A 24,264-nucleotide genomic window follows, 5' to 3' on the forward strand; every position below is an offset into this window, starting at 1 on the left:
CCCCTTCCTCTCCCCTTCCTCTCCACTCCTCTCCTCTCCTCTCCCGCTCCGGTCATCCGCCCGCCCCTCCGGTAAATCTGACTTAACCGTCCTGACCAGCATGTTTGTGGATCTTTGCGGGTTCTGAAGGATTCCTGAACCGGTTCCCGACAGCTGCTTGCGCAGTCTGGTGGACGGATACCCACAGGTGTGGCCGCGAGGTGCCGAGTGCTTCACAGCGGCACACCGATGGCCGAGGAGGAACCATGTCCCACCCCGACCAACCCACGTCGGCCGGTTCCGTGCGTCGCCGGGAACGCGGACTGCGTCGGGTCGGCAGCACAACCCGCTGGGTGGCCGTAGCGGCCGCGGCCGGCTCCGTCACGCTTGCCACCGGGTACGCACACGCCTTGCCCGGGAAGCCCGTCCCCGTGAGCCCTTCCCGGCCCGCGACGCCCGCACCGGCAACCGCGTCCCCCGCGCCCGGACCCGGGTCGGGCGCGCCCACCGCCCCGCCCTCCCGCACGGCTCCGCACACGACCGCGCCGAAGCGGCCGACGACCCCCGTCGCGCCGTCGGCCACACGTCCGGCGGCCCCGGCACCCACTGCGACGAAGCCCCCCACTCCGACGCCGCAGCCGTCGCACACCACGTCGGGTGCGTCATGACCCCCGCGGCCACGGGTCCGGCCTCGGTCTCCTTCCCCGCGCTGGGGACCACCGCCTCACTCCTCGTCACCGATCCGGACGCGATGGACGCGGCCCGGCAGGTGCTCGACTCCGAACTCGCCGCCATCGACGCGGCGTGCAGCCGCTTCAGGACCGACTCGGAACTGTCGCGTGCCAACGTGGCTGCGGGCGGCGCCGTTCACACGAGCGCCCTGTTCGCGGAGGCACTGGACGTGGCGCTGCACGTGGCGGAGGCGACCGAGGGCGTCGTGGACCCCACCGTCGGCACCGCCGTGAGCGCGCTCGGCTACGGCGTCACGTTCGCCGCGCTGCGCCCGCAGGACCTGGGTCCCGTGAGTCCCGCCGGACGGTCCCCGGGGTGGCGGGCGGTGGAATGGGACCGTGCGGCCAGGCGGCTGCGGCTGCCCCCGGGCGTCGCACTCGACCTCGGCGCGACCGCCAAGGCCCTCGCCGCGGACCGTGCCTCGCGCAGAGCCGCCGAGGTGACGGGCTGCGGCGTCCTGGTCAACCTCGGCGGGGACATCTCCGTCGCGGGCCGGGCACCGCTCGGAGGCTGGCGGATCGCCGTCGCCGACGACCACGCGGTACTCGGCACCGGGACCCTGCCCACGGTGAGCATCGCCGAGGGCGGACTCGCCACCTCCGGCACCACCGTGCGGACCTGGTGCCGCGGTGGACGCCGACTGCACCACATCGTCGACCCCGCGACCGGTGACATACCCGCCCCGGTCTGGCGGACCGTCAGCGTCGCCGCCATGAGTTGCGTGGCCGCCAACACCGCCAGCACCGAGGCCGTCGTCCTCGGCGCGGCCGCCCTGGGCCGGCTGCGCCGGACGGGGCTTCCCGCGCGGCTGGTACACGTGGACGGAACAGTCGAGCGAGTCTGCGGCTGGCCCGAGGACAACCTGGGAGACACCCGATGACCGGACTCGTCCCCCTCGCCGCCGGCCCCAGCCCGCTGTGGTACGCGACCCGGGCCGGCGGAACCGTCGCCCTGGTGCTGCTCACCGCGACCGTCGCGCTCGGTATCGCCGTGGGCGGCCGGTACACACCGCGGCGGATCGCCCGCTTCGAGGTGAGCGCGCTGCACCGCAACCTGTCGGTGCTGACCCTGGCCTTCCTGGTCCTGCACATCGTCACCGCGATCCTCGACAGCTTCGTCCACCTGGGCTGGCTGGTGACGGTGGTGCCGTTCACCGCCTCGTACCGGCCGTTGTGGCTGGGCCTCGGCACGGTCGGCTTCGACCTGCTGCTCGCGGTCGCGGCCACCAGCGCGGTGCGGCTGCGCATGGGGCAGCGGCGGTGGAAGGCCGTGCACTGGCTCGCCTACGCCGCCTGGCCGGTGGCGCTCTTCCACGCCGCCGGGACCGGCACCGATACCCGGCTCACGCTGCAACTGGCCCTGTACGCCGTATGCGTAGCTCTCGTCGTCGCCGCCGTCTGGTGGCGGTTGTACCGGGCGGGTCCGGGCCGGGTCGCAGTACGGCTCTGGGCGGGCGCCACCGCGCTGGCGGTGCCCGTGGTGCTGGCCGCCTTCATGAACTCCGGTCCGCTGCAACCGGGTTGGGCCCACCGTGCGGGAGGCGTCACCCCTGCGGCCACCGGCACCGTACACCCGGCGCCCGCACCGGCCGATGACGAGGGAGGACCCGAATGACCGACGCGGTGATCGACGGACGGACAACCCCGCAGGCCGGCGTCGGGCGGGAGGGCATGCTGGGCCCGTACGGTTCCCGGCTGCTGCACGGCTGGTACGCCACCGGCGGCGCGGCCGACCTGGACGAGCACCTGCGCCGGTACGGGCCGCCCCCCTTTCCGCGTACCGCCGACGCGGCCGACCGCCTGGTGCGCGCGGTGGAGGACGCCGGGCTGACCGGCAGGGGCGGCGCCGCCTTCCCCACCGGCCGCAAGCTGCGCACCGTCGCCGCCGGCAAGGGAACCGCCGTGGTCGTCGCCAACGGCATGGAGAGCGAACCGGCCAGCCGCAAGGACGAGACACTGCTCGACCTCGCCCCGCACCTGGTGCTGGACGGCGCCGCGCTGGCCGCCGCCGCGGTCGGCGCCGACGTGGCGCACCTGTGCCTGCCCCGCACCAGGCGGGACCAGGCACGCGCTCTTCGCGAAGCCGTCGAGGAACGCCGGAGGCCGGGCCTCGACCCGGTACCGGTCCTGGTGCACGAACTGCCCCACCACTACGTCTCCAGCGAGGAGACGTCCCTGGTGCGATGGCTGAACGGCGGCGATGCCCGCCCGCTGGCAACCCCGCCGCGCCCCTTCGAGAAGGGAGTCGGGCGGCGTCCCACCCTGATCGACAACGTCGAGACCCTCGCCCACCTCGCACTGATCGCACGCTACGGTCCCGGCTGGTTCCGGGGCGCCGGGCGTCCCGACGCCGCGGGCACCACGCTGGTGACCCTCTCCGGCGCGCTGCGCACCCCGGGCGTCTACGAAGTGCCGATGGGCCGACCGCTCGGTGAGGTACTGGACATCGCCGGGGGAGCCGCGGAACCACTCGGATCCGTCCTGCTGGGCGGCTTCTTCGGCAGCTGGCTGCCGGCGGGAGGGGCGCTGCGCGTCCCGTTCGCCAAACAGGACCTGGCGGCCCTCGGCGCGGGACCCGGTGCCGGAGTGATCGTGGCGCTTCCCGCCCGCGCCTGCGGTCTGGCCGAGGCGGCCAGAGTGCTCGGCTACCTCGCGGCGCAGAGCGCACGGCAGTGCGGACCGTGCCGACTCGGGCTGCCGGCCGTCGCCGCGGACTTCGCGGACCTCGCCTGGGGACGTCCCGGCTCGGAGTCGCTGTGGCGACTGGAGGACCGTGCGGGACTGCTCGCCGGGCGCGGAGCCTGCCGGCACCCTGATGGCGCGTCACGCTTCGCGGCGACCGCCCTGCGTGTCTTCGCCGACGACGTACGGCACCACCTGAGCTTTGGGCCGTGTGCGGCGGCCGGCGACGAGCCCGTACTGCCGGTTCCGGACGCACCGGCACCCGACGAGCGGGAATGGAGGTGAACGGCATGGCCGGCACGTACTCCCTCGGAATCGACCGCATCGCATGCGACGGCTACGGCCTGTGCGCCGAACTCCTGCCGGAACGAATCGAGTTGGACGAGTGGGGCTACCCGGTCGTGGCGTCGGCCCCCCTCGCCGGTGACGCCCTCAGGCACGCGCGGCGCGCGGTGGCCGCGTGCCCGGCACTGGCACTGCGCCTCGACCGGGCAACCGAGCGCGTTCCGGACCGGCAGCCCGCCCAGCGGACGTGAACCAGTTCTTAACCCCGCGTCAGACATACTTCTGCCCGCTCCGGCGCACAGCGAGGGAGCGGGCAGGACCGCACTGCCAACCGGGCCGGCGGGGCCTGATCATCAGGAGGACGGACGAGTGACCGTGATCGGCGGCAGGACACCCGTGGACGCTTTGTCCGGGCCGCCCACCGTGCCGTCCGACGGCCCGGTGGCCATGCCGTCCGGCGGCCCGGAGGGGAACGAGCGGCTGACCGCGGCGACCGGTGCGGTGCTGCTGGTCCTGTTCGCCGTCGAGGGCGTCACCATCCTCTTCCTCGGCCAACTCCTCACCCTGCACTTCTTCATCGGGTTGCTGCTGACCGGCCCGGTCTGCCTCAAGATCGGATCGACCGGCTACCGGTTCTACCGCTACTACACCGGATCGCCCGCGTACCGCCGCAAAGGGCCGCCCGCACCGCTGTTGCGCGTGCTCGGCCCGCTGATCGTCGTCGCGAGCATCGCCGTCCTCGGTACGGGAGTGACGCTGGCTCTGCTCGGACGCGATACCGGGCCCGTCCCTGTGCTCCTGCTTCACAAGGCCAGCTTCATCTGCTGGATCGCCGTGACAGCCGTGCACGTCCTCGCCTACCTGTGGCGCCTGCCACGCCTCATCGGCGCCGACCTGCGCCGCCATCCCGCGCGCCACGGGATCACCGCCCCGCGGCGCGTCGTGCGCTGGTCCCTGCTGGCGGCCGCGCTCGGCGCGGGACTGGTCGTCGCACTCGCCGGAGTCCACCTGGCCTCCGCCTGGACCGGATAGCCCCGCCCGCGACAGGGGCCGGGCGGTCGCCGATCGGCTCGGTGCCATGATCCGGGATGGTGGGGAAGCGGCCTCCGGCCCCGACGGGAAGGGTGCTGCGGGCCCGTGGTGGCACGCCTGTGACACGACCCCTGAAACGCCGCAGGGCCGGCCGAGGAGGAAACCCCTCCCGGACCTGACCTTCTCTCCGCGCCCCCGGCAGGACTCGAACCTGCGGCACCCTGAGCACTGGCGGGCTGATCACGCGGGGAACGGCGTCGGTGGCTTGACCCTCTCCTTACGTCAGGCTTGAGGCTGTACGCCGATGAAAGGTCAGGTGGATGAGCTACTCCGTGGGACAAGTCTCGGCCTTCGCAGGTGTGACGGTACGTACGCTGCATCACTACGACAAGGCAGGGCTGCTCTCGCCCGGCGACCGCAGCCGCGCCGGCTACCGGCTTTACAGTGACGCCGACTTGGTCCGTCTCCAGCAGATCCTCTTCTACCGCGAGCTCGGATTCCCCCTCGACGAGATCGCCGCGATCCTCAGGGACCCGCTGTCGAACGCCCTGGAACATCTACGCGCCCGGCAGCGGCAGTTGAGTGAGGAGATCGCCAGGCTGCGACGGCTGGCCGAGGTGGCGGAGCGGGCGATAGAGGTCCAGCAGACCGGGGTGTTCCTGACTCCCCGGGAACGCTTCGACGTCTTCGGCGAGATCACATTCGACCTGAGCTATGCCACCGAGGCGGAGCTGAAGTGGGCGCAGTCGGACGGACAGCGGGAGGCGATGACGCGCGCGGCTGCCCACACCAAGAACGACTGGCGGCAGCTCATGGGCGAGGCGGCTGCCTGGCGCGCGGAGCTGCTCGCGGCCTTCGACGAGGGGGAGCCGTACGACGGCGAGCCGGCCATGGACCTCGCCGAGGAGCACCGCCTGCACATCTCACGGTGGTTCACCTCCTGCCCACCTGACATGCACCGGCGCATCGCGGACGACTTCGTCGCCGATCCGCGCGCCTTCGCCCTGGTCGTACCGCCGTCTCAGCAGCGCCCAGGCCTGGCCGCCTACACGTGCAAGGCGGTCCACGCCAACGCGGCCCGCCACGCCGCCGGCCGTACCGATTCCGAGGAGAACCGATGAGGATCCTGATCGCCGCAGCCGGATCACGCGGCGATGTCGCGCCCTACACGGGCCTGGGCGTAGAACTGCGCCGGGCCGGATACGACGTGGTCGTCGCCACCGCGGATACTTTCGCGCCCCTCGTACGCGAAGCCGGGCTGCGATTCCGCAGTCTGCCCGCCGACCCGCGGGGGCATGGCGGCGTGTCGGGCAAGCGTGAACTGATGCGTACCGCCGCCGCGTTCATCACCGAACTGGGCCAGGGGTTTGCCGACGCGATGGCCGACGGCCCGGATCTGCTCCTGCTGCCGACCACCACGGCTCCGCTGGGCTGGCATGTCGCAGAGGCCACGGGCACGCCGAGCATCGGTGTATACCTCCAACCCGCCGCACCGACCGGCGACTTCGCGCCCGTCGTCTTCGGCTCTCGCTCGCTGGGCCGTCCCGCCAACCGGATGGCCGGGCGTTTCGCTCTTCGCATGGCCGACCGGGTCTTCGAACAGGCGGTGGTGAAGCTGCGTCACCGCCTCCAGCTGCCTCCGGCCTCCGCCTCCGCTGTGCGCGGCCGGCAGGAACAGGCGAACTGGCCCATCCTGCACGGCTTCAGCACGGCACTGGTGCCCCGCCCCTCCGACTGGCGCCCCGGCCTGGAGGTCGTGGGCAACTGGTGGCCCCATCACGATCCGTCCGACCGACTCCCCACGGATCTGGAGGACTTCCTTCGTGCCGGACCCCGGCCCGTCCTCATCGGCTTCGGGAGCATGGCGGCCGGCGAGGGGGAACGGCTGAGCGAGCTCGCCGTGCGAGCCGTGCGCCGCGCCGGGCTGCGCGGCATCCTCCAGGCCGGCAGTGCCGGGCTCGCGGCCGACGGCGACGACGTGCTCGGTATCGGGGACGTACCGCACGCCCTGCTGTTCCCACGGTTGGCTGCTGTGGTCCACCATGCGGGGGCCGGCACGTCGGCGGCCGCGTTGCGCGCCGGAGTGCCCGCGGTCCCCGTGCCGGTGACTGCCGACCAGCCGTTCTGGGCAGGACGGCTTGCTGCCCTCGGCGCCGCCACCGAGCCGATCCCCTTCCGATCCCTGACTGCCGAACGGCTCGCCGACTCACTCGACCGGGTGGTCAGGCAGCAGGCGTACACACGAGCCGCCGAGAGAGGCGCGCAACACATGGTGACCGAGGACGGACCGGGCGAGACCCTCAAGGCCATCCGGCAGCTGGTGAGATTCGGCTAGGGTCTTTCGTTCGGAGCCTGGGCGGTGGTGACGAGGGTGACGTGGTGGTGCCGGCACGGCCCGGCCGACGTCGGCCCACCGCGGCCAGGACTCCTGCGGCACGGTCTGCGCGACGTCAGCCGAACCGAGCGTCCCGTAGGCGACGGTGAACAGCAGGCCGGCTGCGACGGGCGACGAGACGGGCCCTCGGTCACGCCGTCGATGCCACGTCGGACTTCTCCGGGCGCTTGGCCAGCGGAATCTCGCAGGCATCGGAGAAGCCCTGCGACGTGACCCCGTTCGCGTTGTTGTTCCTGGTCGCCATGTTGACAAAGGCTATGTATGCGGTGAGTTCGACCATCGCCGCCGGGCCAAGCTGGTCGAGCAGGCTCGCGTACAGCTCGTCGGTGACGGTCGGCGGCGTGTTCGTCATGGCCTCGGCGTACTCGAGGACGTCCCGCTCCAGCGGGGTGAACACCTCCGACTCCCGCCAGCGCGGCACCTGGCTCGCCTTGGCCAGGTCCAGGTTCTGGTTCTGCACTTGGAAGTAGCCGACGTCGAGGCACCAGCTGCAGCCAACCTGTGCCGCGACGGCCATGTGCGCGAACGACTTGAGACTCGCGTCTGCCGCGTCCCACGCGCCCACCTCGCCGCCGAACTCCATGTTGGACGTGGCGACCTTGGGGCTGTGCCACGTCACCTCGACGGGCTCGGGCACGGCACCGAACTGTTTGATCATGTTTTCGGCGAGCTCGGTGGGAAGCTCCGCCTTCGGAACGCGCAGCGTCATGCTGTCCTCCGTGTAGATGTGTTTTGTCGTGTAGATGCGTTTTGCCTGCCATGGAGACATCGCAGGAACCGCGGATGTGACTACCGACGTGCCGGCTGGGCGTCGTGCGGCTGTTCCGCGGATCGGCGGACCCGTTGCGCTTCGCGGAGAATCGCCCAGGCGTCCGCCACCGGGCCCATGTGCTGGAGCTTGTCGGGGTTGATGACGGTGCGGATGGCCTGGATCCGGCCGTCGAGGATGTCGAGCGCCCAGGTGCCGAGGATCTTGCCGTCCCGTGCGCGGAGGACCGCGCCGGGCTGGCCGTTGACCTCGTGCAGTTCCACGACGCCGCCCACCCCGGTGAACAGCGGGGCGAACACGGCGACCCGGCGGGCCACCATGTCGATGCCGAATGCGCCTTCCTCGCCCCACAGCGGGGCCTTGCCGCCGCCGTCGCCGATCATGTGCACGTCGGCGGCGAGAACTTCCCGCAGCGCGTCGACGTCTCCCTCGCGGAAGGCGTCGAAGAACCGTTCGGCGAGTTCCTCGCGCTCACGCCGGTCGGCTTCGAACCGGGGACGGCCCGCGTCCATATGACGGCGCGCCCGCACGGCCAGCTGACGGCATGCCACCTCTGAGCGGTCCAGCGCCGATGCGATCTCCGGGAAGCCGAAGGCGAACACCTCACGCAGCACGAAGACCGCCCGCTCAAGCGGGCTGAGCCGCTCGAGCAGCAGCAGGGCCGCCATCGACAACGAGTCGGCCAGTTCGGCCGAGCGCTCCGGGTCCTGGTAAGGATCGGCCAGCAACGGTTCGGGGAACCACGGTCCGACGTACTTCTCCCGTCGTACGCGAGCCGAGCGCAGGACGTCGAGCGCCACCCGGGTCACCACGGCCGAGAGGAAGGACTTGGCGCAGGCGGGTCGCGTCGCGGAGCACTCCCAGCGCAGCCAGCTCTCCTGGACCGCGTCCTCGGCCTCGCTCACGCTTCCCAGGATCCGGTAGGCGATGGAGAACAGCAGCGGACGCAGCTCCTCGAACTCCTCGGTCCGCGTCATGCCAGCTCCTCCTTGAAGCCCTGCCGCCACGACGGGTAGCGCAGTTTCCAGCCGAGTTCGCGCTTGGCCTTGGCGTTGGAGAAGCCGCGTCCCTCGGTCATCATGAGCACCGCCACCTCGCCGGCGAACAGCTTCGCCAGCCATATGGGCACCCGCATCGGCTTCTTCGCGCCCGCGCACGAGGCCAGGTACGGCAGCCAGTCGTTCGCCGGGACCGGCTCGTCGTCGACGATGTTGAAGACGCCTCGCGCCTTCTGCTCCACCGCCAGGACGGTCGCGCTCGCCGCGTCGTCGAGATGCACCCAAGAGCTGTAACCCGTAGCGCGCCCCACCAAAGGGAACTGCCGCCTGCGGATCAGATCCACCTGGTCGTCGGTGGCACCCGGCCCGTAGAACCCGCCGTAACGCAAGACCGCCCCGCCAGCCTTGAGGACCACCTCCTCGACGTGGCGAACCGCCGCCATTCCCGGAGCGGCGGACGTCCCCAGCAGCGGGTCCGTCGGGTCGTCCTCGGTCTTCACCCAGCCGCCTTCACGGATGCCGTTCCCGTTGGCGTAGCCCTGGGCGACGACATGGGGTACTCCCGCCGCTTCGGCGGCGGCCAGCAGGTGATCCGTCCCCTCGGTCCGCAGCCGGTTGGTGGTGGCGAACCAGCGGTCCATGTGCTTGAGGTCGGGCTTGCCGGCGTGCGCCAGGGAGATCGCGGTCATCTGGTGCACGATCACGTCCGGCCGGGCTCGGGCCACCGCCTCGCGGACCGAAGCCGCGTCCAGGCCGTCCATGACGGCTCCTTCCGCCCCCAGCCGCTGCAGCAGCGGCAGCTTGGCCGCACTCGTCGTCGTCGCGGTCACCTGGTGCCCGCGGGCAACGAGTTGCGGAACCAGCCGCCGCCCCAGCACCCCGGTTCCGCCTGCCACGAAAACCCGCATGACCATCACCTTCCGCTTCGGACCCGTATCTCTGCCACCCGAGACGAGACAGACCCGCTCCCTGTGACATCGGCGGCGAAGCCGACCTCAGAAGTACCGCGGCGGCACGGCTACGGGTCGATCGCCCCGCCCACCGTCGGACGGCGTACCCCCGGTCCCGGAGCGTTCCGCCTCGCCTGCCGGTACGCGGCCCGGAACCCGCAGGCCCCAGTCGTTCATCAGTCCGTCGAGCAAGGCGCAGGCGCGCCGCGGAGCCACCGCGGGCATTCCCGCTTCGCGGGCAGCGTCAGCCGCGGTGCCTGTCCGGGCGGGGGAGGGGTGGCAGGAGTCGGCGTACGTCTTCACCACCCGCACCGGGCGTCCGGTCGAGCCGCGGAACGTCTACCGTTCTTTCATCCGGGCCGCCGAGTCCGCCGGCCTCCGCGTGATCCAGCTGCACGACGGCCGACACGGCACCGCGTCCCTCCTCACGGCGGCCGGAGTCGCGTCCCGTGTCGTGCAGGACACGCAAGGTTGGGCCGTGAGCCGCATGGACCGGCTGCTGCGGGGGTGCCCCGGTCACCAGTGCCCACCCGGTGTTGAAGTCAGAAGTAGATGTCAAAGGCCCCGGACCATGATCGGTCCGGGGCCTGGGCGGGCGACGCGAACGCTCCGGGCGCCGCGCGACAAGTACGGGTTGAGACCGCCGTCCGGCGGTCGGAGACGGAGACTCCGTGGAACCGGATCACGAGCACCAGGGCAGCGGTGACAGCGACGCCCTGCTGACGCGGGCCGTGGGCGACCCGGCCGTGTTCACCTCACTGGTCGAGCAGTTCTCACCCGTGCTGCACGGTTACTTTGTCCGGCGCGCACCCGGCGCCGCTGACGACCTGCTCTCCGAGGCCTGGCTGCAGGCGTTCGTGGCACGGCGCACCTTCGACGCCTCGCGCGGATCGGCCCGGGGCTGGCTGTTCGGGGTGGCCCGCAACGTCCTGGCCGGGCACATCCGGCGGGCCAGGCGGGTCGCCACCACAGCCGAACCCGCCGAGGTCGACCCGTGGCAGGCGGTGGACCAGCGGCTTGACGCCGCCGCCCTGGCCCCCGAACTGCGCCGCGCACTGGCCGATCTGCCCGCTGAGGAGCGGGAGTTGCTGCTGCTGGTGTCCTGGGAGCAGCTGACACCGACGGAGGCCGCCGCCGCGGTCGGCATCCCCGCCGGTACGGCTCGCTCCCGCCTGCACCGTGCACGCGGTCGGCTGCGTGCACGCCTGTCTCCCGAACGCCACTTGACCCTGACACCAGCCACCCCCGCACGCATGGACCGGAAGGAATCGGCATGACCCAGCGAGATGAGCTCTTGGACTTCCCCGGCTCTGAGGCGCTCCACGCCGCAGGCCGTGTCGAACACCCGGCTCCGCGGGCCGTCGCCCAGGCGCTGGCGGCGGTCGAGGCCGCGGCCCGGCAAGAGACAGCTCAGCACACCGTGGCGCTTCCTGTCCGGCGGCGCTCCTCCGCCCATGGGCGGCGGATCCTGGCAACAGTGCTGGCGACCGCGGCCGTGGCGGCCGGGGTGGTGGTCTACGGCACCACGGGTAGCGGAGGCCGGTCCGGCGGTCACGCCCCGCAGCAGGCGCAGGCCGTCACCGCCGCCGCCTTCCTGGACCACACCGCCGACGTGGCCTACGCCAAGTCGGCCTCCAGCGGGCGGTACTGGAAGGTGCGGAAGCAGGTACGCCACACGGGAGCGAAGTCGGCCCCCAGGACCGACAACTCCTCCACGGCCGACTACTACTACGCCCGCTCCATGAACGCCGTCCATGTCGTCGTGGGCGGTCAGACGCACACGAAGGCGGGCGCCTTCGCCTGGGGCCTGGGGCCGAAGGAACTGCACAGCTGGAGCGACCTGAACAGGCTGCCCGTCGCTCCGGCGCAGCTGGTCAGCCTCATGAACAGCTCCAAGGAGTACGCCGGCCGGTCCGCCTTCCTCCAGGCCGGCACCCTCCTCGGCGAGACCCCCGCCCGCCCCGACCTGCGCGCCGGGCTCTACCGGGCCCTCGCCCGCCTGCACGGGGTCGAGCTCGTCGGCACGGTGAAGGACAGCGCCGGCCGCAGCGGCACGGAACTGGTCTTCACCGGCGCCCTCAGCACCGACCGCATGGTGATCGACCCCAGGACCAGCGTTCTGCTCGAGATCACCAGCGTCAGCACCAAGGGCAGAGACCGCGGTGAGACCACTCGCGTCACCTACCTGTCCTCCGGGCCCGCCGACAAGATCGGCTGACCTCCTGCTCCCCACCCGAACCGATGCCCCCGGACCCCTCGCGGTCTCGGGGCATCCGTATGAACGCGTCAAGCGTCCATAACTTTCGGATCCGCTCCCGACCAAGGACGGCGCCGCTCGCGCGGGCAGCCGGCACAAGTGAGGTTCGCATTGAGACGCAACAGCCGCACCACCCGTCGTCCCGCCACCGCCGTGGCGGCCCTCTGCGTCGCCGGTATCACCCTGGTCACCGGCTGCACGTCCAGCGGTGTGGCGAACGCCGACCGCCACCCCTCCCCGTCCGTCACCACGAGCTCCGCGACCGGTTCGCCGGCGGCCAGTCCGCCGGCCACCAGAGCGGCAGCGACCGGAACGGCCGCCGCCCCGAGGCAGGCCACCAAGAATCCCTCGTCGCCCGCATCTTCCACGTCCGCGGCTGCTGGCTGCCGGTCCCTCACCGTGCCGCCCGCGGTCAAGGCCGAGGTGACCGCCGCCTACGGGCGCCAGAGCCGACCCCCACTCGTGCACATCCGGCCCCGCACCAGCACCTTTTACTACGGCGACTGCGACGGCACCCCCTACGCGGCGGCCATGTTCGTGCCCACCGCCGGCGCCACCGACGCCGAGCGGGTTGCCAGCCAGGACGAGGGCGCCGTGATGAAGTACTTCGCCCGTGCCGGCAACGGCCTCTGGACCCTGATCGCCAGTGACGGCCTGCCCCGCGACCCGCGCGGCTGCGCCGCGGTCCCGCAGATCCCGTCGCGTCTTGCCGCCCTCTGGGCCGGCTGCCAGGCGATTCCGTAGCCGGGGAGCCCCGTCGGGGGCCACGCTTCACCGGATACCCGGTGCTTCCCTGGGTCAGAACTGCACGGCGGCGGCCGGAGGTCGGCCTCCCACCGGCAGGACGTACTCCGCCCAGACCGTCTTGCCGGGGCCGCCGGGGCGCGGGTGCCAGTCCCAGCGGCCGGCGAGGTGCTCCACCAGGAGCAGGCCGCGGCCGGTGTCGCGGAGGTCCGTGGACGTCGCCACGACCGGTACGCCTTCGGTGCGGGTGTCGGTGACCTCGATCCGTACGGTCGTTGCGTCGCAGGCCAACGAGAGGTGGAAGTCGCGGCCCGAGACCCGGCCGTGCCGGACGGCGTTGGCGGCGAGCTCCGCGACGATCAGCGTCAGCGTGTGGTGTGTGTCGCAGTCGTACGGGATGCCCCACGCGTCGAGCCGCTGCCCGGCAAGACGCCGGGCGAGCCGCGCGCCGCGCGGGGTGGAGCTGAAGCGCATCTCGAAGTGGCCTGTGGGACTGATGGGCGCGGGGACGCGACCGGGAGCAGCGGTCTCACTGTTCATGACCCCAACGCTCCCGGCGGTGGCGTAGCGTGACCAGTGGTGACGCACCGCCGCGTTCCGTTTGTACGCGACGGCGCGGGAGGTGTACGAGGGGCGCCGCGTGACCGGTTCGGGGCGGGCGCGTTGGGCCGGGGAACCGAGCCGGGGAGGCGGTGGACCCCTGTCCGGCCCGTTACTGCGGTCCGAAGCTGATGTCGCCGTGGACGTCGCGGGCCTGGATGAGGTTCGTGGCGGTTCCGCTGTTGGTGTTGTGCAGGTCAGGCATGTCGGGCAGCTCCCGTACGACGTCGAGCAGAGTCGGGCGCTCAGCAAGAACGGCAGCCATGTATCCGGCCCAGTACGCTCTCTGAACGGCCTCGTCATCGCCCATACCCGAGGCCTGGCGGTGGGCCGTGTCCAGGCGGCGTTCGACGTCGGCTCGTGCTTCGCCGGTCTGCCGGCTCCAGCGGCGCGCCAGGGCGTCGCGCACGTGTGCCCAGCCGTCGGTGAGAATCGCCGTGACGAGGGACTGGGCGCTGGGCAGCAGCACGGATGTCATCGGATCCATGCGGTGATCACGCACCTTTGCGGTTCGGCTTCGCCCGTCATATGGAGGGTGACTGACGGATGCGCGTAGTGCTGATGTCGTACGGGGCTGAGGGCTTCGAGGACTTACAAGCGGCGTGTGAGACAGCCGGTCACACCCCGGTCGCGTACGTGTGCGCTGCATCGCGGGGTGGGGCTGCCGCGGACGAGGTTCTGGCTGCGATGCCGCCGGGACCCGATCTGCTGGTCCCCCGCAGCCCGCAGGGTCTCGCGCTCAGCCTCGCCGGCTACGAACCTGACCTTGTCGTGTGTTACGGGATTCCGTGGCGACTGCCCGCGTCTGTGCTGCGCGTACCGCGGCTTGGGGTGCTGAACGTTCATCCGTCGCTGCTTCCGCGGCACCGTGGGCCCATGCCGGTGCACTGGGCCGTGCGGCACGGCGATGAGGAGACCGGGGTGACGGTTCACTGGATGGACGAGGCGTTCGACAGCGGACCGGTCGTGGCGCAGCGCGGCGGCGTCTCCCTGCCGGACGGTCTGGCGGGCGACGTGGTCTTCACACAGGTCCGGGCCACGATCAGGGCGCTGGTGCCGGAGGCGCTGGCCCTGGCGGAAGACGGTTTCGCCGGGACGACGCAGGACGAGTCGCTGGCGTCGTACGAGGGTTTCATGGGTCCCGAGAGTGCGGTCATCGACTGGAGTCGGCCTGCCCGGGAGATTCACAACCTGGTGCGGGCTTACCGTTTCGGCCTGTTCGCCGTGCCGGGGCCGCTGGCGGTCGTTCGGGGCGAGTGGGTGAGTGTGCTGCGGACCAGCCTCACGGAGGCGAGCGGGGTGAGGAAGCGGTGCGGGGACGGGCCGCTGTGGGTCACCGGGTCGGTGCCCGTTCCGGCTCGTGATCGCTGGGTGGCCTCGTCGTGAGGTTGTCACCGCTGAACCATGCTTTCCCGTAGCCGTACAGCGCGCGGATCGGTGAACGCCGTGAGCAGGTCGCAGGCGTCCGCTCGTGCGTCGGCGGCCTCCTGCGGTGTGCCGGCACGGTCCAGGGCATCCGCCAGGTGCGCCAGCGTCCGTGCCATCTCCCAAGTCTGCTCAAGGTCGCGGTAGATGACCAGGGCACGGCGGTGCCATTCGGAGGCTTCCTGAGCGCGGCCGAGTTGCAGACACGTTTGCCCGAGGCTGTCCCAGGCGGCGGCTTGCCGGGCGCGGTCGCCCAACTGTTCCTGGAGTGCGGCGGCGCGACGGCAGGTGGCCAGTGCCTGGGTGGGACGCCCGATCGCGCGTTGGGCATCGCCCAAGGCCAGCAGCCAGTAGCCTTCCGCGGCTGTGCTCCGGATCTCGGTGGCGATGGCTACGGCCTGCTCGGCATGTGCCAACGCAGCATTCGTGTTTCCGCTGTCCAACTCCGCTGCGGCAAGGAGACGGAGGGCATTGCCCTCGGCGTGGCGGTCGCCATGGGCCCTGAACACGTCGATTCCCCGGCGCAGCGGGCCCAGTGCGCTTGCCGGGTGCCCGAGTTCCAGTTCTACCTGCGCGAGGTTGACTGCCACGCGAGGCTCCCAGAAACCGTCGTTCAGCGCCGTGAACAGCGCCCTGCTGCCTTCGAGCGCCGCTTGTGCCTGTGCGAGGTTGCGGCGGCGTAGTTCAAGCAGACCAAGGCCGTTGAGCGTCAGTGCCTCACCGAAGGTATCGCGCAGTGTTCGGCGCAGGGTGAGCGCCGACTCGTAGTGCTCGGCGGCGGCTGACAGGCACTGCGACTGGGCGTACGCCATGCCGAGGCTCTCCTCCAGTTCGGCTTCGGCGCCTCGATCGCCATCGCGCCGTGCGGCCTCAAGACCGATCTGCGAGGTGGCGAGCCAGTCCTGAAACGGATTGTTGGTCATGTAGACGGCGCGCAGGACCACCGCCAGCTGCCAGGCGATCCGGTCCAGTCCGCCACTCGTGGCCGCGCGCACGGCAGCCACGAGATTGTCGCGTTCCGCCTCGTACCACTGCATCGCCTGTGCCGCCTCGGTGAACTGCGGCTCCGGCAGTCCTGCGTCGGCAGGAACCAGCTCCACGCGAGGCTCCTGCGGTGCGACGCGGGCCTGAACCGCGTCCACAGTGTGCAGGTACCAGGTCAGCACCCTGCGCAGCGCGTCGTGGCACTCCTGGGGGGTCTGCTCCAGTCGTGCCTGATCGGCGGCATAGGCACGCAGCAGGTCATGCAGCCGGAAGCGGTCGGGCGCGGTCTGATCGACCATATGCGCGGCAGCGACGACATCGAGCAGGCGTCGCGCGGTACGGACGTCGACGCCTGCGAGAGCTGCCGCGGCCGTGTCGCTGAAGTCCGGCCCGGGGTGCAGCCCGAGCAACCGGAAGAGCCGGGCCGCATCCGAGGGCAACGCCCGATAAGACCACGTGAACACGGGACGCACCGCCTCAGACTCCTCCTCGCCCTCTGCCGACAGAACTTCCCACCGACCGGACTCGTCACGCAGCTCACCGATCAAATCCGCCAGGTGCATCAACGGCCGCCCCGCCGCGCGCTCGGCGGCGATCCTGAGCGCCAACGGCAGGCGCGCGCACAGCGAGGCGAGCTCCACCACCTGGGCGGGATCGTCTTCGTCCCGGTAGCCCTGGGTGACGCTGCGCAGCAGGGCGACCGAGCCGTCCTGGTCGAGCACGTCCAGCGTGAGGCGCCGTGCTCCTTCCCGGATCGTCAGGCCAGGCAGACGGTGCCTGCTGGTCACGATGACCAGGCATCCCGGCGTCGCCGGCAGCAAAGGTCTGACCTGGGACACGCTGGCGGCGTTGTCGAGCACGATCAGCAGCCTGCGGCCGGCAAGCCATGAGCGGAAGGCCGCGGCCATGTGCTCGCCCTCAGCGTGAACCGCGTCCGCGGGGGCGCCGAGCACCCGCAGGAAGCTTTCCAGGACCCGCTCGTACCTGACCGGGGCCTGCGGATCATAGCCGTGCAGGTCGGCATACAACTGGCCGTCCGGGAACCGGTCACGGACCGCGTGCGACCAGTGCAGCACCAGAGACGTCTTACCGACTCCCGCAGTGCCGGTTACCAGCAGCACCCGCGCAGAGGCGAGACCGTCATCGAGGAGACGGTCAAGCGCCTCACGTTCAGCATGTCGGTTGACGAAGCCCCCGCCGGCGTATGGGAGTTGGTATGGAACCGGCGGTCGCACGCGATCGGTCGCCGGAGCGTGGAAATGTATCCCGCCCCGCACGTCGCGGGCCTGCACGACGTCACGGGCAGTGCCGGAGAGCGAGGAGGTGACTTCCTCGCGCGGCTCATACACCCGTCGGAGGCTTGAGATGGGCCACTTCACGGTCGAAGAACGTGCCGATGTCCTCACCCAGCACGTACAGCTCCTCAACTCGCGCCGCGACGCGATCCCGCGTTCTCGCACCGAGGTACCGCACGGCCCCCTCCAGGACACCCTCCGCGTCGTAAAGGATCTCGTACACCGTGTCGTCGTTCAGCGTGACCAGTTCCGGTACTGGACCCTCGCCTTCGTACGCCGCGATGTGCTGCGGGCCGATGACGCGGATCAGCTCACCGCACTCGGCCCGCGCACGCAGCAGATGCAGCTCCCATCGCAGGTACGGCGTGAGCGGCTGCTCCACCACACGGACACGCAGCAGACGGCACCGATGACGCGCGGCCAGACGAGACAGGTCAAGGAACTCGGCACGCTGGGCCTCGATCAGCCTCAGCGCCTCCTCCCAGTCTCCCTGGACAAAGGCGCTCCAGCTCGGGTCGCCCGGCTCACGGAAGTGCTGGCGACGTTCCAGCTTCCACGAATCGCACCCGTCAACAGCGAAATCCTTGCCGCGGAAGTCCTCGCGGTAGGCGTCCCGTCCCAGCCGCTCGCCGGACGAGACGCCCAGAAGGTCACGCATCCGGAATGTGCGTCTTGGCGGCCAGCAGAGTGACGCGCGGGATGACCACGAGGCGTTCTCCACCACCGATCACCGCACCCTCGGGCAGCCCCTCGGAATAGGCCGCCGTAAGGTCACGGCCGATGACCGCGAAGTCCCCGTTGTCGAGCTCCCAGATGTCCGGACAGCCGTCCCTGCCCCCAGTCGTACCCAACTCGGATGGCGAGAGGCCGATGCGCCGGGCCAGCCGCGCCTGCGGATCCGCGTCCCACGTATCGCCCATACGTCGCCCCCTGTGCGCCCAGCCCAGACCGTCTACCCAGCGTACGGATGCGGCGACAGACCGTCCACGGATGCTCGCGGGAATCAGCCATCTGACGGACCCTCTATCCGAGAGGACTGTTGTGCGCGCCCACGCTGCGGTGCGGACAGGGCGGTCTTCCCGCGACTGGAACACGGGGCAAAAGCCGCACGGGGGACGCGGTCGGAGACGGCGGTCTCACTGGTCAGGCCCCAACACTCCCTGCGGTGGCGTAGCGTGACCAGTGGTGACTCGCCGTCGCGTGCCGGTTGTACGCGACGGCGCGGGAGGTGTACGACGAGGGGCGCCGCGTGACCGGTTCGGGGCGGGCGCGTTGGGCCGGGGAACCGGGCCGGGGAGGCGGTGGTAGCGGATGGAGTCGGTGGAGCAGGGCGAGACCGAGGGCGCGCGGGATGACGGCGGGCCTCGGCCGGAGGACGAGCCAGGGTCGGGCGTGGTGACCGCGTTCGGGCGGCAGTTGAAGCTGCTGCGGGTACGGGCAAGCCTGGAACGGCCGGAGTTCGGCAAGCTCACGGGTTACGCGGCCCAGTCGATCGCATCCTTCGAGCAGGGGCGGCGGATTCCCCCGCCCAGGTTCATCGACCGCGCGGACGAGGTACTGGACGCCGGGGGCGTCCTCAAGGCGCTGAAGGAGGAGGTGGGGCGGGCGCAGTATCCGGCGTTCTTCCGGGACATGGCGCGGTTGGAAGCGAGCGCGGTCGGCCTGTCTGTGTACGCGGCTCTTGCGGTTCCGGGTCTGTTGCAGACAACGGAGTACGCGAAGGCCGTCTTCCAGATGCAGCGCCCCCTGCTGGATGACGACGTCATCGAACAGCGGTTGGAGGCACGGATGGCGCGGCAGGAAATCTTCACACGTCGCCCAGCGCCCCTGCTGAGCTTCATCATCGAGGAAGTAGTGCTGCGCAAGCCGATCGGTGGACTGGCAACACTTCGCGGACAGCTGGAGCAGATCCTGCTCGTGGGGCAGAACCGCAACGTGGAGATTCAGGTGATGCCCACCGACCGAGAGGACCATGCCGGGCTGGGCGGGCCCTTCAACCTGATCGACAACGCCGAAGGACGACGAATCGCGTACACCGAGGTCCAGGACGACAGTCGCCTGTACACCAGCGCCGGAAAGATCCGTGAGCTCGAAGCCCGATATGGCATCCTCCGGTCACAGGCGCTCACCCCTCGTGAGTCGCTGGACTTCATCGAGGAACTGCTGGGAGTGAAATGACCTTGCGACGCACCGAGTTGACCGTGGCGGAGTCGGCCTGGTTCAAGAGCAGTTACAGCAGCGGCGGGGGCGGCGAGTGTGTAGAGGTCGCCGCCGCCGTCGACGGCATATACATCCGGGACTCGAAGGTCCGGTCCGGACCGGTTCTGACGGTCACCCCCCAGGCGTGGGCCGGGTTCGTCGGGCTGGCCGCCGACCAGACCGTCTGAGCCGTGCGTTCGGAACGCCCGTGGGCCCGGTCGCACAGTCGGCTGGGCCCACGCCTGGGGTCGCACGCTACCCACACGTCACTCGGACAACCGCCTACGTCTCCATGGGCAGCGCGGGGAACACGACCGCCGAACCGTCCTTGTTGCGGGCAATCTCGATCGCTACATCTGTCGCGCGGCTGTTGACCGTGACGCCGTCGCCCAGCTTGTGAATCCGGTGTGCCGCGCGCATCAGGCGATCGACATCACCGGTCGTGAAGACGGGCATCAAGCCGTCCGGGCGTGCCAGCTCCAGCGCCGACAGGCGTATCAGAACACCGGCGATGCTCGACTCCAGTTCTTCGAGGCGCTGCTGGTCGCGCCTGAGTGCCTTTGGGGCGGCCACGACGCGGAAACCGCCCTGGGCTCCGGAGAGGCGTAACCACGTTCGACAGAAGCGCGATTCTTCCGTGCCCGCTCGTGCGCTCCTTGGGTGCCTGAAGCGGAGCCAGAGCCCGATGGCTCGGAGAAGACCGGGCCGGAGTCCGTGCCGGATGATGCTTATCCGCTGGAGAGATTTCGGGGATCAACTCTCCCGTCCGCTCACGCAAACGGCCCCGGACGAGGGGTCCGAGGCCGAGCAGGCCATGGAAAGCCCGCGTCCTGCTCGCCGCGCACTGGGCCGCGACGCTCGCCGATGCGCCACCCGTCGCGGTGTTCGAACATCCAGTGCCGGCGGTGGGCACGAGCATCCCGATACCCGGGCGCATCAGCTCCGGGACCGGTAACTTCAGCCTGCACACTTCTCGCTGTGTCGGACCATCGCCTCGTCGTGATCACGGACACGGCATAGGTGGGTGAAGGGGGCTGTGGGACGGATGGAAGACGAGGCGCGTGGGAGGAGGCGCAGAACAAGCGCGGAATCGATATCGAAGCGCTTCCGGAATCCGTTGCGACGCGCAGTCAACAGTGATTATCTTTCATCCCCCTTGACATTAGGCGCAGTTGGCCGCACACCCGGACCCAAAGAGGTTTCTCGTGCCCACACCGCCCCTCACTGCGAGCGGCTTCCCCGACGAGGAGGGAGCCGACGACTTCGTACGGATGTTCCGGCAGGCCTTGGCGCCCGCCGAACGTGAATCGCTGGCGTACACCCCGCCCCTCGTCATCCTCGACGTCGGAGACGGCGGGGCGGAGTACGACGCCCGGGTGCGCCGTGTGGTCGACGCGCTGGAGCGGGCCTCGCGGAACGACCAGGACCGGCAGACGGTGCCGCACGCCCTCGTCACGGCCTCGAAGGACAGTGAGCTGCTCAGCGGCACCGCCGCCCGGGGGCTCTTCTTCGGCCTGCCCAAGAACATGACGCCGGACCGGCTTCCAGGCTTCTGGCCGCTGTCGGACTCCGTCTCGTACATACGCGCCCTCGATCAGGGGACCACCGCGCCCGGCTCCCACGCCCTGCGCGAGCACGCCTACGAGCAACTGCGTCTCAACCGACGCCAGCGGCGTGAGGGAGGTCCGCAGGCCTTCCTCTGGGCGTTGGGCGGCGGCGACGCTCCCCCGGTCGGCGGGTTACGCGGCTGGCTGCTCGGCTCTCTCTGGCACGGGATCACCCGTACCCTCCCGCGTTGGCGCTGGGAGCTACGCAAGACCCGCAGGCTGATGCGCCCCGGACGCCTCGCACGCCGCAGGCGCCAGGGGTGGCTGGGCGAGGCATTGGGTATGGCCGAGGGTTCCGAGACCATGTTCGAGGTCATGGACGAGGTCGCGGACCGGCAACTGCGCCGAATGGCCCTGCCCGAGGACCACCCACGGCACCAGGAATCCCTGTACGCCCTCGAAAGGCTGCTGACCCGGGCGCTGCTCGAAGATCTCGCCGATCCCCCGGTCGGCCATCGGCGGCCCCGACGGCGCCGCCGTACCGCCCGACCCCTGCTGTTGGTTCCGATACCCCGGGAAGACGCACCGGGGGTGGCGGCCGTCGAGCGGTTCCTGCGCGCTTTCCACGAGGAGCGCGGCCATACCGCGAGCCGGCCCGGCCCGCTCGTCGTCGCGGTCGGTCGGCCCTCGCCGCGGTTGCTCACCGCCCTGGGCAACCCGACGGCGATCGGCTTCGGACAGGCGGGCCCGTTGCTCCAGCAGCCGCAGCCACCCACCGGCCCGGCCCTGGTGAAGCTGCAGGACGAGTCGTTCGAACGGGACGGAATCGTCGTACGACACTGCCTTCCACGGCTGTTCCGGATCAGCGGACGCACCGTCGCCACCACGGCGGTGACCGGTGTGAGCCTGTTCTCGATCCTGCTCGGTGTCGGCGCGTGGCAGATCCTCGGTGGCCCGGACGTCTCCTACGAGTGTGTCGGCGGCACCCGGACCGTGGCCGAGGACGCGGGCGCCAGGATCACCGTGCACGCCACGGAGTGGTACCAGGCGGCCAGGGGCCAGATCGACCGACAGAACAAGCGCGTCATGGACAACTACGCGCAGCACAGGACCGTACGGACCGTCGTCGCTTTCGTCTCCGACCCGCCCGTCGGCGAGGATGCGATCCGTTTCGACGGCCTCATCCCCGAGCTGCGCGGCATCGCACTGTGGCAGCAGGACCTGAACGACCAGGCGGCCAACGACCCTTCCCTGGTGCCGCTGCTTGTCGACGTCCGCACCACCGGGGAGTTGTTCGGCAACGCCGAGGCCAAGGCCGAGGACCTGGTCCGCGAGGTCCGTGGCGAAGCGGGGCAGCCTGCGTACAAGAGAATCGTCGGCGTCCTCGGATTCGCGCAGAGCCGTGAGTCGACCCAGGCCGCGCTCAAGGTGCTCGACCGGGCCAGGATCCCGGTCATCGGCACCACCGCGACCGCCGACGAGATGCAGACCGCCGCCCGCACCAGTTACTGGCCGTTCACACCGAGCAACTCGACGGAGGCTGCCATCGAGGCCGCGTTCGCGAACCGGGAGAACATCGTGGCCCGCCAAAGCTCCGAGACCCAGTGCACTCCCGCGCAGCACGCCATCGTGATCGAGAGCTCCGCCGATCTCTACAGCCGCAGCCTGGCCGACAAGTTCACCGACGACTTCCCCGGTACCGAGCCGGTGTTCGACTACAACCAGGAGAACCAGTACGGGGGCGGAGGACCGCCCGTCACGATGAGGACGTCCAGCGCCGACACACTGACCAAGCAGCTCTGCACGGCCCTGCGCAAGCAGCCCGACTCCGTCGTGTACTGGTCGGCGCGGGCAAAGGACTTCAGCGCGTTCGCCAACGCCATGGACCGCTCGGGCACCTGCACCGACCACGACATCACGGTCCTCGGCGGAAACGAACTCACCAACGTGGCGCAGACCGGCGTCTTCGCGAACAAGGAATGGCTGCGCCTCTACTACTCCGCGCATCGGCTCCCGTCCGCGGACAGACGGGCCAGCACGAAGACCGGACAGTTCGTGAGGGAGTACACCAACTTCGTCAAGGAGACCACCACGGGCGCCGATCCCTGGCAGCAGGACGGCCACTCGGCGGTCTCGTACGACGCCTTCCACGTGCTGTCCCAGGCGGTGATCGAGGCATATCAGGCGGACCCGACCGTCGACCGGGCGAACGTGCTGCATTCGCTCCAGGACGGCATCACCTTCGACGGGGCCACCGGGTACGTCTCCTACGGCGCCGACGTCAACGCTCCGCCCGTCGACAAGACCCTGGTCCTGCTCCAGCAGGTGGCGGACCAGCCGGAGGCGGTGGTGGCGTGCGGCGCGTACAAGCAGGGCGCGGGTTATCAGTACCAGAAGCAGGGGGTCCCGTGCGACGCCGCCGGGTGACGCTCAGCTCGGCGCGCACAGCTTCGGTCCCACTCAGGACGTGAAGCTTCATACCGCCGGTCGGCCCATGCGGCGGTACATGGTGCCCGCGTGACTCCAGATGCGGAACTTGATCGCCCGGGAGTGTATGGACAATGGTCACACCGCCCCGGCAGGCGTGACTCGGTGCGCTGACTGGCAGCTTGCTCACCTGTGTGTGCTGCGTTACATGCAAGAGGTTGTTCAGGACCTTGCTGCGGATGCTGTGCAAGCTGCCGTCGGAACGGGTGCCAGCTACAGCCGAGTTGGAGTTGCCTGGGGGATCTCCCGACAGGCTGCGCGGAAGAAGTGGCCCCAAGCAGGTGACGCTGGAGAGGCTTTGCCGGAAAAGCTCTCCGTGGAGAGGTAGGGGGGAAGCGCAGAAGTTAGCCGCGTTCCTGGGAGATCTGCGTGGACATGGACGGGGCGCGGGTGCGATGGCGCCTATCAGCAGACTGGGCAGAGTTGTGACAGCCCTTGGGCGGCCTTGTTTGCAGCCGACGCTTTCCCGCGAGACCACTTCGTGGCGCTTGGGTGGCGTGACGGCGTCGACGTACCGTTTGTCCTCCAGGAGGATCCTGGGCGTGACACTTGTTGGTGTGCCGAAGTCGACGACTGATGCTCTGGCCGTGGGGTGACATGGATGAGTCAGCTTGACGCTGCTGTGAGCCTCTTCCGCGGGGTCCTGGCAGGCAGCCTGAGGACATGATCCATACGGGCTGTCCCATCAGGGGACGCCCTGGTCGTCAGTGACCGTCCCCGTTGATGTCAGAAGTAGATGTCAAAGGCCCCGGACCATGATCGGTCCGGGGCCTTTTGCCTGGTGCCCCCGGCAGGATTCGAACCTGCGACACCCGCTTTAGGAGAGCGGTGCTCTATCCCCTGAGCTACGAAGGCGGGGCTCGACCCACAGGGTACCGGATCGAGGCTCGGGCGGATGCCGGGAT

The 24,264-nt window shown here is 70.4% G+C and carries 22 protein-coding genes, 1 tRNA gene and 2 pseudogenes; 15 read left to right on the plus strand and 10 right to left on the minus strand.

Going from position 1 to position 24,264, the window contains the following annotated elements:
- Positions 1 to 643: 643 nt before the first annotated feature.
- From VT52_RS28730 to VT52_RS28760, 7 genes are all read left to right on the plus strand, one after another.
- On the plus strand, positions 644 to 1,591 hold the full coding sequence (locus tag VT52_RS28730; RefSeq protein ID WP_046421672.1) for an FAD:protein FMN transferase: 948 nt from the start codon (positions 644 to 646) through the stop codon (positions 1,589 to 1,591).
- On the plus strand, positions 1,588 to 2,325 hold the full coding sequence (locus VT52_RS28735) for a ferric reductase-like transmembrane domain-containing protein (protein ID WP_079175340.1): 738 nt from the start codon (positions 1,588 to 1,590) through the stop codon (positions 2,323 to 2,325). The genes VT52_RS28730 and VT52_RS28735 overlap by 4 nt, the downstream gene beginning before the upstream one ends.
- A complete protein-coding gene (locus VT52_RS28740; protein ID WP_240509915.1) occupies positions 2,322 to 3,677 on the plus strand; it encodes an NADH-ubiquinone oxidoreductase-F iron-sulfur binding region domain-containing protein in 1,356 nt (451 codons plus the stop codon). Before VT52_RS28735 ends, VT52_RS28740 begins: the two co-directional genes overlap by 4 nt.
- Positions 3,678 to 3,682: 5 nt before the next feature.
- Positions 3,683 to 3,928, plus strand: a complete 246-nt coding sequence (locus VT52_RS28745; RefSeq protein WP_046421681.1) for a ferredoxin — start codon at positions 3,683 to 3,685, stop codon at positions 3,926 to 3,928.
- A gap of 145 nt (positions 3,929 to 4,073) precedes the next feature.
- On the plus strand, positions 4,074 to 4,709 hold the full coding sequence (locus tag VT52_RS28750; protein ID WP_143070936.1) for a hypothetical protein: 636 nt from the start codon (positions 4,074 to 4,076) through the stop codon (positions 4,707 to 4,709).
- Between the two features lie 320 nt (positions 4,710 to 5,029).
- Positions 5,030 to 5,830: a MerR family transcriptional regulator gene (locus VT52_RS28755; RefSeq protein ID WP_046421669.1), complete on the plus strand. Its 801-nt coding sequence runs from the start codon at positions 5,030 to 5,032 to the stop codon at positions 5,828 to 5,830.
- Positions 5,827 to 7,044, plus strand: a complete 1,218-nt coding sequence (locus tag VT52_RS28760) for a glycosyltransferase (RefSeq protein ID WP_046421668.1) — start codon at positions 5,827 to 5,829, stop codon at positions 7,042 to 7,044. The genes VT52_RS28755 and VT52_RS28760 overlap by 4 nt, the downstream gene beginning before the upstream one ends.
- A 190-nt stretch (positions 7,045 to 7,234) precedes the next feature.
- Here VT52_RS28760 and VT52_RS28765 read toward each other — a convergent pair whose 3' ends face one another.
- The 3 genes from VT52_RS28765 to VT52_RS28775 form a co-directional block, all read right to left on the minus strand.
- Positions 7,235 to 7,813 carry a carboxymuconolactone decarboxylase family protein gene (locus VT52_RS28765; RefSeq protein WP_046421666.1) on the minus strand — a complete coding sequence of 193 codons (579 nt, stop codon included), beginning with the start codon at positions 7,811 to 7,813 and terminating at the stop codon, positions 7,235 to 7,237.
- A gap of 80 nt (positions 7,814 to 7,893) precedes the next feature.
- Positions 7,894 to 8,850, minus strand: coding sequence for an RNA polymerase sigma-70 factor (locus VT52_RS28770; protein WP_046421664.1), 957 nt, complete (start codon positions 8,848 to 8,850; stop codon positions 7,894 to 7,896).
- Positions 8,847 to 9,785 carry an NAD-dependent epimerase/dehydratase family protein gene (locus tag VT52_RS28775; protein WP_206306628.1) on the minus strand — a complete coding sequence of 313 codons (939 nt, stop codon included), beginning with the start codon at positions 9,783 to 9,785 and terminating at the stop codon, positions 8,847 to 8,849. Before VT52_RS28775 ends, VT52_RS28770 begins: the two co-directional genes overlap by 4 nt.
- A 232-nt stretch (positions 9,786 to 10,017) precedes the next feature.
- Between VT52_RS28775 and VT52_RS36210 the strand changes: the two are divergent.
- From VT52_RS36210 to VT52_RS37660, 4 genes and pseudogenes are all read left to right on the plus strand, one after another.
- Positions 10,018 to 10,338: pseudogene (locus VT52_RS36210) on the plus strand (tyrosine-type recombinase/integrase); the annotation flags it as partial.
- 154 nt (positions 10,339 to 10,492) lie between these two features.
- Positions 10,493 to 11,098, plus strand: a complete 606-nt coding sequence (locus VT52_RS28780) for an RNA polymerase sigma factor (RefSeq protein ID WP_240509916.1) — start codon at positions 10,493 to 10,495, stop codon at positions 11,096 to 11,098.
- Positions 11,095 to 12,039, plus strand: a complete 945-nt coding sequence (locus VT52_RS28785) for a hypothetical protein (RefSeq protein ID WP_143070937.1) — start codon at positions 11,095 to 11,097, stop codon at positions 12,037 to 12,039. The genes VT52_RS28780 and VT52_RS28785 overlap by 4 nt, the downstream gene beginning before the upstream one ends.
- A gap of 150 nt (positions 12,040 to 12,189) precedes the next feature.
- Positions 12,190 to 12,822, plus strand: a complete 633-nt coding sequence (locus tag VT52_RS37660) for a hypothetical protein (protein WP_143070938.1) — start codon at positions 12,190 to 12,192, stop codon at positions 12,820 to 12,822.
- A 54-nt stretch (positions 12,823 to 12,876) separates the two neighbouring features.
- Here VT52_RS37660 and VT52_RS28800 read toward each other — a convergent pair whose 3' ends face one another.
- Both VT52_RS28800 and VT52_RS28805 read right to left on the minus strand, forming a co-directional pair.
- Positions 12,877 to 13,362: an ATP-binding protein gene (locus VT52_RS28800; RefSeq protein ID WP_046421658.1), complete on the minus strand. Its 486-nt coding sequence runs from the start codon at positions 13,360 to 13,362 to the stop codon at positions 12,877 to 12,879.
- A 172-nt stretch (positions 13,363 to 13,534) separates the two neighbouring features.
- The gene (locus tag VT52_RS28805; protein WP_046421656.1) at positions 13,535 to 13,909 is read right to left on the minus strand and encodes a hypothetical protein; all 375 of its coding nucleotides are present in this window, start codon (positions 13,907 to 13,909) and stop codon (positions 13,535 to 13,537) included.
- Positions 13,910 to 13,968: 59 nt separating this feature from the next.
- Here VT52_RS28805 and VT52_RS28810 point away from each other — a divergent pair, with 59 nt between their 5' ends.
- Entirely contained in the window at positions 13,969 to 14,808 is an 840-nt protein-coding gene (locus VT52_RS28810) for a methionyl-tRNA formyltransferase (protein ID WP_046421654.1), read from the plus strand.
- A 5-nt stretch (positions 14,809 to 14,813) separates the two neighbouring features.
- Here VT52_RS28810 and VT52_RS28815 read toward each other — a convergent pair whose 3' ends face one another.
- The 3 genes from VT52_RS28815 to VT52_RS28825 are packed head-to-tail and all read right to left on the minus strand — an operon-like array spanning position 14,814 to position 18,046.
- A complete protein-coding gene (locus VT52_RS28815) occupies positions 14,814 to 17,180 on the minus strand; it encodes an ATP-binding protein (RefSeq protein ID WP_107481472.1) in 2,367 nt (788 codons plus the stop codon).
- Positions 17,173 to 17,784 (minus strand): DUF6879 family protein, encoded by a 612-nt coding sequence (locus VT52_RS28820; RefSeq protein WP_046421651.1) that lies wholly within the window; start codon positions 17,782 to 17,784, stop codon positions 17,173 to 17,175. Before VT52_RS28820 ends, VT52_RS28815 begins: the two co-directional genes overlap by 8 nt.
- Complete coding sequence (locus VT52_RS28825; RefSeq protein ID WP_046421650.1) at positions 17,777 to 18,046, minus strand: hypothetical protein; 270 nt, start codon at positions 18,044 to 18,046, stop codon at positions 17,777 to 17,779. Before VT52_RS28825 ends, VT52_RS28820 begins: the two co-directional genes overlap by 8 nt.
- Before the next feature lie 391 nt (positions 18,047 to 18,437).
- On the opposite strand from VT52_RS28825, the gene VT52_RS28830 reads away from it, so the two are divergent.
- Positions 18,438 to 19,304: a helix-turn-helix domain-containing protein gene (locus VT52_RS28830; RefSeq protein WP_046421648.1), complete on the plus strand. Its 867-nt coding sequence runs from the start codon at positions 18,438 to 18,440 to the stop codon at positions 19,302 to 19,304.
- Entirely contained in the window at positions 19,301 to 19,513 is a 213-nt protein-coding gene (locus VT52_RS28835) for a DUF397 domain-containing protein (protein ID WP_107481473.1), read from the plus strand. The genes VT52_RS28830 and VT52_RS28835 overlap by 4 nt, the downstream gene beginning before the upstream one ends.
- A gap of 94 nt (positions 19,514 to 19,607) precedes the next feature.
- On the opposite strand, the pseudogene VT52_RS28840 reads toward VT52_RS28835, so the two are convergent.
- A pseudogene (locus tag VT52_RS28840) lies at positions 19,608 to 19,886 on the minus strand (hypothetical protein); the annotation flags it as partial.
- A 644-nt stretch (positions 19,887 to 20,530) separates the two neighbouring features.
- On the opposite strand from VT52_RS28840, the gene VT52_RS28845 reads away from it, so the two are divergent.
- A complete protein-coding gene (locus VT52_RS28845) occupies positions 20,531 to 23,299 on the plus strand; it encodes a type 1 periplasmic-binding domain-containing protein (RefSeq protein ID WP_046421645.1) in 2,769 nt (922 codons plus the stop codon).
- 839 nt (positions 23,300 to 24,138) lie between these two features.
- Here VT52_RS28845 and VT52_RS28850 read toward each other — a convergent pair.
- Positions 24,139 to 24,214, minus strand: a tRNA-Arg gene (locus VT52_RS28850).
- Between the last annotated feature and the right edge of the window lie 50 nt (positions 24,215 to 24,264).

The organism is Streptomyces malaysiense (assembly GCF_000980885.2).
In the GTDB taxonomy this organism is placed as follows: domain Bacteria; phylum Actinomycetota; class Actinomycetes; order Streptomycetales; family Streptomycetaceae; genus Streptomyces; species Streptomyces malaysiense.

Excerpts from the sequence above, each read along its gene's own strand:
- VT52_RS28730 (WP_046421672.1), top strand. The coding sequence starts at position 644 with ATGACCCCCGCGGCCACGGGTCCGGCCTCGGTCTCCTTCCCCGCGCTG.
- VT52_RS28735 (WP_079175340.1), top strand. The coding sequence starts at position 1,588 with ATGACCGGACTCGTCCCCCTCGCCGCCGGCCCCAGCCCGCTGTGGTAC.
- VT52_RS28740 (WP_240509915.1), top strand. The coding sequence starts at position 2,322 with ATGACCGACGCGGTGATCGACGGACGGACAACCCCGCAGGCCGGCGTC.
- VT52_RS28745 (WP_046421681.1), top strand. The coding sequence starts at position 3,683 with ATGGCCGGCACGTACTCCCTCGGAATCGACCGCATCGCATGCGACGGC.
- VT52_RS28755 (WP_046421669.1), top strand. The coding sequence starts at position 5,030 with ATGAGCTACTCCGTGGGACAAGTCTCGGCCTTCGCAGGTGTGACGGTA.
- VT52_RS28760 (WP_046421668.1), top strand. The coding sequence starts at position 5,827 with ATGAGGATCCTGATCGCCGCAGCCGGATCACGCGGCGATGTCGCGCCC.
- VT52_RS28765 (WP_046421666.1), bottom strand. The coding sequence starts at position 7,813 with ATGACGCTGCGCGTTCCGAAGGCGGAGCTTCCCACCGAGCTCGCCGAA.
- VT52_RS28770 (WP_046421664.1), bottom strand. The coding sequence starts at position 8,850 with ATGACGCGGACCGAGGAGTTCGAGGAGCTGCGTCCGCTGCTGTTCTCC.
- VT52_RS28775 (WP_206306628.1), bottom strand. The coding sequence starts at position 9,785 with ATGGTCATGCGGGTTTTCGTGGCAGGCGGAACCGGGGTGCTGGGGCGG.
- VT52_RS28785 (WP_143070937.1), top strand. The coding sequence starts at position 11,095 with ATGACCCAGCGAGATGAGCTCTTGGACTTCCCCGGCTCTGAGGCGCTC.
- VT52_RS28800 (WP_046421658.1), bottom strand. The coding sequence starts at position 13,362 with ATGAACAGTGAGACCGCTGCTCCCGGTCGCGTCCCCGCGCCCATCAGT.
- VT52_RS28805 (WP_046421656.1), bottom strand. The coding sequence starts at position 13,909 with ATGGATCCGATGACATCCGTGCTGCTGCCCAGCGCCCAGTCCCTCGTC.
- VT52_RS28810 (WP_046421654.1), top strand. The coding sequence starts at position 13,969 with ATGCGCGTAGTGCTGATGTCGTACGGGGCTGAGGGCTTCGAGGACTTA.
- VT52_RS28820 (WP_046421651.1), bottom strand. The coding sequence starts at position 17,784 with ATGCGTGACCTTCTGGGCGTCTCGTCCGGCGAGCGGCTGGGACGGGAC.
- VT52_RS28825 (WP_046421650.1), bottom strand. The coding sequence starts at position 18,046 with ATGGGCGATACGTGGGACGCGGATCCGCAGGCGCGGCTGGCCCGGCGC.
- VT52_RS28830 (WP_046421648.1), top strand. The coding sequence starts at position 18,438 with ATGGAGTCGGTGGAGCAGGGCGAGACCGAGGGCGCGCGGGATGACGGC.
- VT52_RS28835 (WP_107481473.1), top strand. The coding sequence starts at position 19,301 with ATGACCTTGCGACGCACCGAGTTGACCGTGGCGGAGTCGGCCTGGTTC.